Annotated in this window: 12 protein-coding genes and 1 riboswitch; of the genes, 1 reads left to right on the forward strand and 11 read right to left on the reverse strand. The window is 68.4% G+C overall.

Annotated features, from left to right (window positions below):
* Positions 1-381: 381 nt before the first annotated feature.
* On the reverse strand, positions 382-948 hold the full coding sequence (locus RIF23_RS03915) for a hypothetical protein (RefSeq protein ID WP_310910912.1): 567 nt from the start codon (positions 946-948) through the stop codon (positions 382-384).
* 265 nt (positions 949-1,213) lie between these two features.
* Between RIF23_RS03915 and RIF23_RS03920 the strand changes: the two genes are divergently transcribed.
* Entirely contained in the window at positions 1,214-1,840 is a 627-nt protein-coding gene (locus tag RIF23_RS03920; protein ID WP_310910913.1) for a protein-L-isoaspartate(D-aspartate) O-methyltransferase, read from the forward strand.
* 114 nt (positions 1,841-1,954) lie between these two features.
* Here the strand turns inward: RIF23_RS03920 and RIF23_RS03925 are convergent, their stop codons facing one another.
* The 10 genes from RIF23_RS03925 to fmt form a co-directional block, all read right to left on the reverse strand.
* Entirely contained in the window at positions 1,955-3,115 is a 1,161-nt protein-coding gene (locus tag RIF23_RS03925) for an XdhC family protein (protein WP_310910914.1), read from the reverse strand.
* A 3-nt stretch (positions 3,116-3,118) separates the two neighbouring features.
* Positions 3,119-4,294, reverse strand: coding sequence for a vWA domain-containing protein (locus RIF23_RS03930; protein ID WP_310910915.1), 1,176 nt, complete (start codon positions 4,292-4,294; stop codon positions 3,119-3,121).
* Positions 4,291-5,274, reverse strand: a complete 984-nt coding sequence (locus RIF23_RS03935; protein WP_310910916.1) for an AAA family ATPase — start codon at positions 5,272-5,274, stop codon at positions 4,291-4,293. The genes RIF23_RS03930 and RIF23_RS03935 overlap by 4 nt, the downstream gene beginning before the upstream one ends.
* A 240-nt stretch (positions 5,275-5,514) precedes the next feature.
* On the reverse strand, positions 5,515-6,027 hold the full coding sequence (locus RIF23_RS03940; protein ID WP_310910917.1) for a PH domain-containing protein: 513 nt from the start codon (positions 6,025-6,027) through the stop codon (positions 5,515-5,517).
* On the reverse strand, positions 6,011-6,550 hold the full coding sequence (ribH, locus tag RIF23_RS03945; protein WP_310910918.1) for a 6,7-dimethyl-8-ribityllumazine synthase: 540 nt from the start codon (positions 6,548-6,550) through the stop codon (positions 6,011-6,013). The genes RIF23_RS03940 and ribH overlap by 17 nt, the downstream gene beginning before the upstream one ends.
* A gap of 44 nt (positions 6,551-6,594) precedes the next feature.
* On the reverse strand, positions 6,595-7,821 hold the full coding sequence (locus RIF23_RS03950; protein ID WP_310911254.1) for a bifunctional 3,4-dihydroxy-2-butanone-4-phosphate synthase/GTP cyclohydrolase II: 1,227 nt from the start codon (positions 7,819-7,821) through the stop codon (positions 6,595-6,597).
* Positions 7,822-7,949: 128 nt separating this feature from the next.
* Positions 7,950-8,579, reverse strand: a complete 630-nt coding sequence (locus tag RIF23_RS03955) for a riboflavin synthase (protein WP_310911255.1) — start codon at positions 8,577-8,579, stop codon at positions 7,950-7,952.
* A gap of 104 nt (positions 8,580-8,683) precedes the next feature.
* A riboswitch (FMN riboswitch) is annotated at positions 8,684-8,814 on the reverse strand.
* Between the two features lie 119 nt (positions 8,815-8,933).
* Positions 8,934-9,608: a ribulose-phosphate 3-epimerase gene (gene rpe / locus RIF23_RS03960; protein WP_310910919.1), complete on the reverse strand. Its 675-nt coding sequence runs from the start codon at positions 9,606-9,608 to the stop codon at positions 8,934-8,936.
* 48 nt (positions 9,609-9,656) lie between these two features.
* Positions 9,657-11,183 carry an RsmB/NOP family class I SAM-dependent RNA methyltransferase gene (locus RIF23_RS03965; RefSeq protein ID WP_310910920.1) on the reverse strand — a complete coding sequence of 509 codons (1,527 nt, stop codon included), beginning with the start codon at positions 11,181-11,183 and terminating at the stop codon, positions 9,657-9,659.
* Between the two features lie 15 nt (positions 11,184-11,198).
* Positions 11,199-12,164, reverse strand: a complete 966-nt coding sequence (gene fmt / locus RIF23_RS03970) for a methionyl-tRNA formyltransferase (protein WP_310910921.1) — start codon at positions 12,162-12,164, stop codon at positions 11,199-11,201.
* Positions 12,165-12,227: the final 63 nt, after the last annotated feature.

Consider the following 12,227-nt stretch of genomic DNA (forward strand, 5'->3'; position numbering starts at 1 on the left):
CGTAGACACCGTCTCACTGTAGCTCGACAGGGAGATCACGGGATACCGCCATCCCCGTGACATCGGTTGTTGGCGGCGTAGTCCTCTATGTAGGTGAACGGGTTTGTCTTGGCGAGGGCGCTTTGTTTCCGACCGTTTCCACCTCGACCTCCCCGCAACACCAAAAAGAGAAGAAACACCGAAACAGAAAACCCCTTCAGAAACACTCAATTTCCCTGACCGTCGGAACCAGAAAATTCCCTGAATCCACAGAACAGAAAATCAAAACAAGATATCGCGTTCTATGAAACCCGGTCACCAACCAGGGAAATTCCAGCGGCACACCGGTCCAGCCCCTTCCTCTGCGATTGGGCATGGGAACACATCGGCACCACGCCCCGGCTACTGCTGCGCTTCGAGGGCGGAGCGGCACCGGGCGCGTGCCTGCCGCGCGCGCCGGGGAATCCAGACCCCGACCACCACTCCGGCAAGGAGCACCAGGAGTACCCCCGCCGCGGTCGCCACACCCAATATGTGCCACACCGTGCCCCTGACCTCAGCAGTGAGCAGCAGGCCGGCCCCGGTCGCCGACAAACCAATCCCCGTCAGGCCAATCACGAGCAGGTGCCACGGACGTCCGCGCAGTGTCTGTTCGGCCAGCAGGACGGACAGCTCGGCGGTGCGCGGATCGGTACTACCCGTGCCGCGGCGCACCACTCGTCGCGCCTGTCGCAGTCGGGCACGGTCCACGTGCCATGGTGGTAACGCCTGCGGCGTTCGCGATGCGATGAGTGTGCCCAGCGCCGCGATGCTGGCCCCCACCCCCAGCGCGAACCCCAGGGCCAGCCGCACCGGGGGAACACTCACCATCCCGAGCAGGGAGGGCACCCCGCCCAGCAACAGCAGAACCACCAGCGCGGTGAGCATCCCCAGAACCAGCCCGAACCGTCCGGGACGCTCGGCTTGCATCCGCTGGATCCGTATCGATACGGGCTCCGATCTCACCACCCCATCACGATCCCAGTACCAGGTCCGGCTCTGCGACAGCACGTACCCACGGAGGCAGCAGAGCCGTTTGTCTAGCCCGTGGAATGGCCCCAGACCGCACGAGGGCCACCCACGTCTTGGTCGCCCGCCACGGAATCCAGCCACACGGTGGCGCTGTCATCCAGAAAACCCACAATAGTGCCCAGGGGTCGAGAATCATCTGGAACCGTCACGCTCGGGAGGCGGCATGTGCGGGGAGAGCCTAGACACCCGTGCCCGCTCGGCCGGGGTGCACGACCCGCGGATTCTGGCAGCCCTAAACATCGTGCCCCGCTCCGCGTTCCTGCCAGCCACCGCGGCCGCGGCCAGCGAGAAGGATGAGGCGCTTCCGATTGGCTGCTGCGAGACCACCAGTCAGCCTAGCCTGTGTGCGCGCATGATCGAGGCTCTGGAACTAGCCGGGACGGACACCGTACTGGAGATCGGCACCGGGGCAGGATACCAGACCGCGCTGCTGTCCCGGTTGGCGAACACCGTGGTCACCGTGGAGTACTGGCCGGAGCTCGCCGAGACGGCGCGGCGGTCCCTGGCCGCCCACGGGGCCGACAACGTCACCGTGTTGTGCGCTGACGGCGGGGCGGGGGCACCCGAACACGCACCGTTCGACGCGATCCTGGTCTCGGCGGCATTTCCCACGGTCCCGGCCCCGCTGACCGAGCAGCTGCGCGAGGGCGGACGCCTCGTTCAGCCACTCGGCCCCGGCGGCGCGGAGGAAGTTACCCTGTTCCAACGCCGAGCAGGGCGACTGGTGCGCCACAGTAATCTCATGCGCGCCCGATTCGTGCGGCTTCACGGCGCCCACGGATACGGATGACCGATCCCACACCGCGCGAACACTCATGGTCTCCGTTCGGAAGGTCAGACTGCCCGAGGATGGCTGAACCCGGTGGGACTGAATCCACTGACGGTGAACACACAACCCCAGTCTTTACATTGTAGATTCGCTGATGCTGGTCTCGGCGGAGGCATCAGCGGCGATCGGCTCGCCGTGGATCCGCCCCGAGGTGACGTGCAGCGGTCGGCCAGTGCCGCCCCACCGGGACTGGATCAGCTCGGCAGCGATCGACACAGCCGTCTCCTCCGGGGTGCGGGCTCCCAGGTCCAATCCGATCGGGGAGCGCAGCCGCGCCAGCTGCTCCTCCGTCACCCCCGCCGCACGCAGCCGCCGCATCCGGTCCGCATGGGTGCGGCGAGATCCCATGGCCCCGATGTATCCGGCCCGCGTGCCGAGTGCCACCTCCAGCAGCGGCACGTCAAACTTGGGATCGTGGGTCAGCACACAAACCGCGGTTCGCTCGTCGACCTCCGCAGCGATCTCGGTCAGGAACACGTGCGGCCACCGCACCACCACCTCGTCCGCGTCGGGGAACCGCGCCGTGGTGGCGAACACACCACGCGCGTCACACACCGTGACCCGGTAACCGAGATAGGAGCCGATGCGGGCCACAGCCGCGGCGAAGTCGATCGCTCCGAACACCAGCATGCGTGGGGCCGGAGCAAAGGACTGCACGAAAACTTCCAGGTCGTCGCCGCGGCGTTCCCCCAGCGCGCCATACCGCAGTATCCCGGTACGGCCCTGGGCCAGGAGACCACGGACGTCGTCGTCCACGGCGTCACACAGGCGCTGCGACCCCAGATCCCCGCTGGCGCTGTCCGGCCAGACCACCCGATGCCGTCCGAAGGCCGACGATCCCGCATCCCCCACCACAGTGGCCACAGCCACCGGCCGGTGCCCCTCGATCCCAGCCAGAACCTCCGCCAGCTGGGGGTGGGTATGTCGATCCACCGGTTCGACCAGGACATGCAGGGTGCCGCCACAGGTCAGCCCCACCGCGAAGGCGTCATCGTCGCTAACACCATAGCGTTCCCGGGCCGGCCGACCGGTCTTGATGACCTCCTTGGCCAGCTCGTAGACCGCGCCTTCGACACACCCACCGGACACACTGCCGATGACGGTCCCGTCGGGAGCCACCGCCATCGCTGCCCCGGCTTCCCGGGGCGCACTGTGGTAGGTATCGATGACCGTCGCCACGGCGAAGGTTTCACCGGAGGCGTACAGTTCGGAGATCGCGTTACGAATGTCGCGCACGGTCTACTCCTCGACCATTCGGGGGCCGGCCGGCACCGGCGCAACGGGAGTACCGCCGATGACGACCTGAGCCAGCTCCTCCAATGCGGCCAGGCTGTGCCCGGACACGAACCGGTCCACATGGGGTAGGGCGGCACGCATCCCGGCCGTCGCCGGAACGTATCCGGGCTGAGCCCGGTGTGGATTCGCCCACACCACCTCGTGGGCCAACCGGGACAAGCGCGCCATCTGCGCTCCCAACAGCTCTGCGCCACCCCGCTCCCAGCCATCCGAGGCGATCACCACCACTGCGCCCCGGGCCATGCCGCGCTGGCCATACAGATCCAGAAACTCCTTGAGTTCCGCACCCAGACGGGTTCCGCCACGCCAGTCCGGGATCGCCGTCCCAGCGGCGGCCAGGGCGCGGGATCCTTCCCGGATCGCAAGCTGGTGCGTAATCCGGGTTAAGCGCGTGCCGAGGCTGAACACCTCCGTATGGCGTGGATGGCCCCGCATCAAGGCGTGGCCCAGCCGCAGCAGCGCCTCGGCGTACGGAGACATCGAGCCGCTCACATCCACCAGCAGCACCACCCGGCGTGGCCGGTGGCCCTGGTTGCGCCACAGCAGCCGGATGGGCTCCCCGCCGCCGCGGGCCACCGCACGCAGGGTGCGCGCGGGGTCGAGCTGACCTCGCCGCGCTATCGAACGCCGCCGTGTGGGACGCCTGCGCCGGCGCACGCGCACCAGCCCGAGAAGGCGAGCCACCTCGGCACGCTCCGGGGCGTCCAGGCGAGCGATGTCCGCGGTCCGCAACACCTCGACGCCACTGGCGGCTCCCCCCTGTTCATCCGGGTCGCGTGGTGGGCCCGCGGCGTCCGCAGCCACCGCATCGGGCCACACGGCGGGACGGGTGAGCGTCACCTCGGCGCCATGGTCGGGGCGCACTGGCGCGGTGTCCGAGAAGTAGTAGGCGAAACAGGCATCGTAACGGGCCAGATCAGCCTGGGTTCCGCACAGGGTGAGGCGCCCCGCCCAGTAGACCGCCGGGCCTACCGTGAGGTCCAGGGCGGCCACTGCCTCAAGGAATGCCTGGATGCGGCGCTGGTCGACGGCCACCCCGCTGCTGCGCACCGTGCGGGCAAAACCAACCAGCGTCGCGGTCGCCCAGTTGGCGGAATTCGTCGTGGCGAACGCGGTCACAGCCGCCCCTGCCGCGTTGCGGTGGTGTCCGTTTCGGCGGACGCACCGTTCAGGAGGGCCCGCAGCCGGCCCCGTACCGTCTCGTGATCCTCACGCTGTTTGACCAGCGCGCCCAGCGAACGGGTCGCCGCGTCTATGGCCGCCGTGTCCTCGGGATCGAGTCCGCGTACCCCCAGCGCGTCCAGAGCCTGGGCCCAGTCGATGCTCTCGGCAACTCCCGGAGGGCGTAGCAGCTCGGCATCCACGTGCTGGGGCTCTCGGAGCCGCTGACTGGCCCGGGCCACGTCCCGAGCGAGCTGGTCCGTCACCTCGGGACGCCGCCGACGGATGATCGCGACCTCGCGAGCAAAGTCGGGATGGGGCATCCAGTGATAGAGACAGCGACGCTTCAACGCATCGTGCACCTCCCGAGTCCGATTGGACGTGAGGACGACCACAGGCGGTGTCGCTGCGCGAACCGTGCCGAACTCCGGAATGGAAATCTGGAAATCCGCGAGAAACTCCAGCAGGAACGCCTCGAACTCGTCGTCCGCGCGGTCGATCTCGTCGATCAGTAGCACCGGCGGCGCCGCGGGCGGAGTCTCCGTGCCCAGCGCGCGCAACAACGGTCGTTCCAAAAGGAACCGTCGCGTGTATAGGCCGGACTCCAGCTCGGCGACCTCGTTGACGCCCGCGGCCTGGGCTGCACGCAGGTGTAGGAGCTGACGCGGATAGTCCCAGTCGTACAGAGCCTGGGTCGCGTCGATTCCCTCATGGCACTGGAGCCGAATCAGGGAGCCACCCAGCACGTGAGCGAGCGCCTTGGCCAACTCCGTCTTCCCAACGCCGGCATCGCCCTCCAGAAACAGCGGACGCCCCATCCGTAGGGCGAGGAAGCACGCGGTGGCGACTCCCTCATCGGCGAGATAATCGTTGTCGTCCAGCTGTTGCGCCAGCTCCTGCGGCGTGTGCGGTGCAAACGCTTCCGCGTCCGCGCTCATCCGGGTACCGCCCTTTCCACACTCCCTACTGTCCGTCAGGTTATGTGGTGGCGACCACACGGGAAATGAGCATGATCCTCCGAAATCCGAGCGCTGCCCTCGTAGGCACGCACGAGAATGCGGGATCAGGCACTCGCGGGACACCGGCACGTAGGGTCACGCACGAACGGAGGCGATGGCCGCACACCCCTCCCGTTGCGTCCCCCCGGATCAGGTTCGGAGTCGCGCACGGTCCCCGTCTCAGTCGGGCGTGTCCTCCGGTGCGGACGCCTCCCCCCACTCAGCGATCATGGTGCGCAGCTGGGCGAGGTGTTCCCAAGCCCGCTGCCCGTCCGCGCTCTGGATACCCATCGCCGGCAGGCAAGTTCCGTCTGCGATATCGACCGAAACCCAGGGCTCGCCCTCGGGCATCCGCGCGTCAATGATCTCCGGCCAGGCCAGAACGCGGGTGCGCACCAGATTCACCACAGTCAACCCACTCTGGGTCGCTACGATCTTGGGACGTGCCAGCAGCGACATCGCCCAGCCCAGCACTCCCCCGAAGGCGACCATGAGTAGGCGGTCGGTGAGCTGCCAGTTGTCCGGAAGGATCACTGCGAGCACGACCATCGTCGTCACCGCCGCCACGATCAACGCATACACCACGATCCGCGCCTGGCGGGGCCGCCAGGTCACGGGCAACCGGCTGTGCGAGTCTCCGGACACCGCGCTCACGTCCGCCTCACGTCCCGTGTGGTCACTGTTGGCTGGCACGCCGTTCCCTTCCCATCTCCGCGGCCGTGTCGTCGGCGCCAGGTGCGGACCCGTCACGTAGGTACTGGAGCAGCACTGCCGTGTCCAGCGCGGCAGCCACCGCCTCCGCGCCCTTGTCTTCGATACTGCCCGGCGCACCGGACCGCTCCTCGGCCTGGTCCTGGGTATCACAGGTCAGAATCCCATTGGCCACGGGCTGTCCGGTGTCCAGCGCCAGACGTGCCAGCCCGTGGGTCACCGACTGGCACACGTAGTCGAAGTGGGGTGTGGCCCCACGGATGACGCAGCCCAGCGCCACCACGGCATCGTGGGTGCGGGCGAGTTCCTGGGCGACCACGGGAATCTCCATCGCCCCGGCGACACGGACCATCGTGGGAGCCGTGATCCCACTGGCCGCGGCCGTGGCCCGTGCGCGCTCCACCAGGGTGTCCACGATCTCGGCGTGCCATCGGGTGGCGACAATGCCCAGGCTGAGGCCCGGTGCGGCAACGGCGCGCACCTCGGGACGTCCGGTTCCACTCATCTCGATTCTCGCACTCTCGGTTGGATTGTCGATCCCGGCCGGGATCAGGTGGCCGCGATCACGTCCGGCAGAGCGTGACCGAGCCGGTCCCGTTTCGTACGCAGGTAGCTGAGGTTGTCGGCGGTGACCGTCGTGGGGAGCGCCTCCCGCTGCGTCACCGCAATCCCGGCACGCTCCAAGGCCGCCAACTTCCGCGGGTTGTTGCTCAACAGACGAACCGAGTCAACCCCGATGTCGGCGAGGATCTGGGCACCGGTACTGAACTCCCGCGCGTCGGCGGGCAGCCCGAGCTGGAGGTTCGCCTCCACGGTGTCGGCTCCCTCGTCCTGGAGTCGGTAGGCGGCGAGCTTGTGCAGCAGCCCGATCCCACGGCCCTCGTGTCCCCGCAGGTAAACCAGGACCCCCTGGCCTTCCTCCGCGATCCGGGCCATCGCCGCCTCCAGCTGGGTACCACAGTCACAACGCTGGGACCCCAACACGTCCCCCGTCAGGCACTCCGAGTGGATGCGTGCCAGCACTCCCGAACCATCACCGATATCGCCAGCGTCCCCATAGACCAGGGCCAGATGTTCGGCACCGTCGACGAGGCTGCGGTATCCGAGTGCCCGCCACGGTCCGTAGGCGTTGGGAATCCGGGTCTCCACCGTGCGTTCGACGAGACGTTCCGTCTCCAGCCGATACTCGACGAGTTGTTCCACCGAGACCAGTCGCAGGTCATGCTCGTCGGCGAATCGGCGCAGTTCCGGTAGCCGCGCCATCGTCCCGTCATCGTTAACCACCTCGGCCAGAACACCAGCCGGCCGGCGGCCGGCCAATCGAGCGAGGTCGACCGACGCTTCCGTGTGGCCCCTCCGGCTGAGCACGCCGCCGTCCCGGTAGCGCAGCGGAAGCACGTGTCCGGGCCGCACCAGCTGGTCGGCGGTACTGTCCCCGTCGGCCAGAACCCGAATCGTGTGGGAGCGGTCCGCAGCCGAGATGCCGGTACTCACCCCCGACCGGGCGTCCACGGTCACCGTGTAGGCGGTGCGCATGCTCTCCTCGTTGTTGGCGACCATGAGCGGTAGGTTCAGCCGGTCCAGGTCCGCCCCGAGCAAGGGAACACAGATCACACCGGAGGTGTAGCGGACCATGAAGGCGAGAAGTTCCGGAGTGGCAGCGTCGGCCGCGAAAATGATGTCGCCCTCGTTCTCCCGATCCGTGTCGTCAACCACCACCACTGGGCGACCTGCGGCGATGTCCGCGACGGCGGTGCGGATATCGTCCAGCAGGATCGGCTCATCGTCGGCTGGCCAGGCCGGGGACTCGGCCGCGGGAGCTCGGCCGGCCCCCGACTGGACGCTGCTCCCCACGGCGTCGCCTCCTGCACTGCGCGAATCACGGAACTGGCTGTCGTGGCTGCTCACCGGGTGACCCCCTGTCCGATCGTGTGGCTCATCAGACGTTCGACATACTTGGCGAGAACGTCGACCTCCAGATTGACCGCGTCTCCCGGTTCGGCGAACCCGAGCGTGGTCAGCTCCAGCGTGGTGGGGACCAGACTTACCGTGAACGACGCGTCGTCGAGCTCGGCAACCGTGAGACTGACACCATCCACGGTCACCGACCCCTTGGCCACGACATAGCGTGCGAGGTGCGCCGGCAGGGAGATCCGCACTGCCGTACTTCCCCGGCCCGGGCTCCGCTGGAGGACCTGCCCGGTGCCGTCGACATGTCCCTGCACAATGTGGCCGTCCAGGCGATCCGCGGCACGGGCGGCGCGTTCCAAATTGACGCGCGCCCCCACCCGCAGCTGACCGAGATTGGAACAGTTCAGGGTGCGATCCATCACATCGGCCGTGAACCGGGTTCCGTCCACCCGGGTCACGGTCAGGCACACCCCGTTGACCGCGATGGAGTCACCGTGGGCGACGTCGCTGGTAACGGTTGGGCCGTTGATCATCAATTGGGTGGCGGCGACGTCGCCGCCGGCATCTGCGTGTTCGGTGACCTCGACGACTTCGCCGAGCTCCGCCACGATTCCGGTGAACACCTGGGAGCCATCCCCTCGTGCCTGGTCAGGCTCCGGGGTGGCGTGGGCGGCCGATACCGCCATAGGCCACGTGCGGGCGATACGGTCCGCCCGACCGTGACCTCACGCGCGCTTCCTCCCATCCGGACTTTCACCGTCGGCACCGGAATTTCACCGGTTCAGCCGGCCGATGGCTTCGGCCGGGTCGCGGACTGTCACCGCCGGTTCGGAGTTTCACCGACCCCGGAGCACGCGTTCATCGTGTCACTGAACAAGTGTGCCACGGCTGAGCATTCCGCGCCGCACCGGATCCACAGCCCGAAATGTAACCTGCCCCACACGCCGGGCCAGGGACCGTTCCCGCGTCCAGCGGCCTCAGGTCGTGCAGCGGTGCGCCTCTTCGGCTCGGGAACGGAGTGCACGCACGGCTTGTGCCGGATCGTCGGCGCTGTACACAGCCGATCCTGCAACGAATACGTCGGCGCCGGCGTCGGAACACCGCTCGATCGTCTCGGCGCTGACCCCACCGTCCACCTGTAGCCAAACGCTACCGCCGGCCGCGTCCACGATTTCGCGGGCACGACGCACCTTCGGCAGCACGACGTCGAGGAAGCGTTGCCCGCCGAATCCCGGTTCCACGGTCATCAACAGCAGCATGTCCATCTCCCCGAGCAGGTCCCGGTAGGGCTCCACCGGGGACGCTGGGTTCAGGGCCAGTCCGGCCCGTGCCCCGTGGCGGCGGATCTCGCGGAGGGTGCGCACCGGAGCGGATGCCGCCTCCGCGTGAATCGTGACACTGCCGGCCCCCGCCTCGGCGTAGGGGGGTGCCCACCGGTCCGGATCCTCGATCATGAGGTGGCAGTCCAACGGCAGTGCGGCCGACTTGCGTAGAGACTCCACGATCGGGAGCCCCAGGGTCAGGTTCGGAACGAAATGGTTGTCCATCACGTCGACGTGCAGCCAGTCAGCGGTCTCGGCGACGGCGGCCGCCTCCTCGGCCAGGTGCGCGAAGTCGGCGGACAGGATGCTGGGAGAGATCTGGATCGCCACGCCGGTGATTCTATCGGGAACCCGTTGTCCAGCGATAACGAGGCGGGACTACTCCCGCCGGCGTAGCAACGCCAGGAAGATCGCATCGGTGCCGTGTCGGTGTGGCCAGAACTGGGCGAACTCTCCGTGCGAACCGGCGGCCAGGCCCGTCAGCGCCTGCGCCTGCTCGGTATGCCGCGGCTGTACGGCGTGGTGCGTCGGCTCGTCCTCCGAGGGCGGAGTGTGCGACACGACCGACAGAATGTGGTCCACCGCGGGCAACCGCTCGATATCGCCACGTCTCGCCTCCACAGCTGCAACGACCTCGGTGGTCTCGGCCCGGTGTGGAGAGCAGGTGACATAGGCGACCACACCTCCCGGCCGCGCCGCCGCAACGGCCTGGTCCAGCAGGTCGATCTGGAGCGGAACCAGGTCTGCGAGACTCTCGGGGGCGCGTCGCCACCGGGCTTCGGGGCGGCGCCGCAACGCCCCGAGTCCAGTACAGGGGGCGTCAACCAGGACACGGTCAAAGGCCCCGGCCTGCCAGGGCGGCCTGGTTCCGTCCGCGACGACGACACGCCCGGCGTCCGCAACCGTTCCACGCAACGCCTCGGCGACCAGCCCAGCACGACCAGGGCGAACTTCGGCGGCCAGGAGCCGCGCGGAACTCTGCCCGGCCAGGTTGGCCAAGAGCGCCGCCTTGCCGCCGGGACCCGAGCAGACATCGAGCCAGCGCTGGTCTCTGCCGTGCAGCGGCACCCGGCCCAGGGCCAGGGCGACCAGTTGACTGGCCTCGTCCTGTACCGCGGCGTGTCCCTGCCGCACCAGCTCCATCCGAGCCGGGTCGCCCTCGTTGAGTTCGGCGGCGTAGGGCGAGTAGCGCCCGGGGTGTGCTCCCTCGGCGACCAGTTCGGAGACCGTGGCCCGTCCGGGTTTGGCGAGCAGGGACACCAGGGGGCGTTCGTTATGTGCGGTGAGGAGATGCCGGGTCTCGGTGAGGTCTGTTGGGGTGTCGGTTTGCTCCCCGAGTGCCTCGGCCAGCGCGGACACGATCCACTCTGGGTGGCTGTGGCGCAGCGCCAGCCCAGCCACCGGGTCGCGGCTATGGTCCGGAGCGAGGATCGCCAGCCACGCCTCGCGGTCACGAGCTCCCACCCTGCGCAGGACCGCGTTAACGAAACGGGCGCGCTGTTGGCCGACTATACGCCGCGCCACGTTCACTGTGGCGCTGACCGCGATATGCGCGGGTACCGCCATCGCAAGCAGCTGGTGGGCACCGAGCCGTAGCAGCGGCAGTACCTCGTCGTCCACGGATCTCAGGGAACGGTCGACGCACGTGTCGAGGATCGCGTCATAGGTGCCCTGGTTACGCAGGGTCCCGTAGGTGAGTTCTGTCGCCAGGGCCGCGTCCCGCCCGCTGAGGCCCTGTTCCGTGAGGACTCGGGGCAACAACAGATTCGCATAGGAATCGCGCTGTGCGACGGCCCGTAGAACGGTGTAGGCCACCCGACGTGCGCGATCCCGGCCTGGGGTGCGCTGACCGTCGAGGTGGGTGTTCGCGGCTGTCTGGTCACCACGTGCCACGGTGCCTCGCATTCTCGAACCGTCCGTTCAGGATGAGCCGGTCGGTGCGCACCCGATACTCCCCAATCGCTCGTCCGGATCGGGGTGGCTTCCCCGGGCCCACTCCACGGCGCTCATCCGCCGCTTCCCCTGGGGCTGGACCTCCCCGAGCACCACGGGATGACTTGCCGTTCCCACGAGGACATCCTGCTTTGTGGCCGCGACCTGGCCGGGCTCCAGCCCGTGCTCGCCTCCGGCCCGGGCGGCGGGGTCGACAGGGCCGAGTTTGAGCCGTGTTCCCCGAAACGTGGTCCAGGCCCCCGGGGTGGGAGTGCAGGCACGGATGAGCCGGTCCACGGCGGGTGCCGGATTCGACCAGTCAACCTGGGCGTCATCCGAGGTGAGCTTGCCAGCATAGGTCACCCCGTCGGGGGGCTGGGGCTGGGGAACGAGGGTTTGGGCGGCGATTCCGTCGAGGGTGCGCACCAGCAGCTCGGCCCCGCAGTTGGACAGCCGCTCCAGGAGGTCGCCACTGGTGTCCCGCGGCCGTACAGGCTCGGTGACTGTCCCGAACACGGGGCCAGCGTCCAGTTCGGGCACGATCCGAAATGTCGTGGCGCCGGTAACGTCGTCGCCGTGGAGTATGGCGTGCTGAACCGGGGCCGCGCCACGCCAGGAGGGCAGCACGGAAAAGTGGAGGTTCACCCAGCCGTATCGGGGAATCTCCAGGGCCGAGCTGGGCAGTAGGGCACCGTAGGCGACCACGGGGCAGCAGTCGGGTGCGAGCTCGCCCAGCCGCTCCAGAAAGGCGGGATCGCCGGCTCGGTGTGGCCGCAGGATCTCCACCCCCGCCCGTTGCGCCCGCTCGGCAACCGGGCTGGGACGGGGTTTGCGGCCGCGGCCGGCGTTGGCGTCGGGTCGCGTCACGACGGCAACCACCTCGTGCGCCGATTCCAACAGGGCGTCCAGGGAGGGCACGGCCACCTCAGGTGTCCCGGCGAACACCACCCGCATCAGCTACTGCCTCGTCTCCTCGTCGCAATTTTCGTCGCACGGCCGGCAGAGCCTCCAGAAATG

Origin of the sequence: Lipingzhangella rawalii (genome assembly GCF_031628175.1) — a bacterium.
GTDB lineage: Bacteria > Actinomycetota > Actinomycetes > Streptosporangiales > Streptosporangiaceae > Lipingzhangella_A > Lipingzhangella_A rawalii.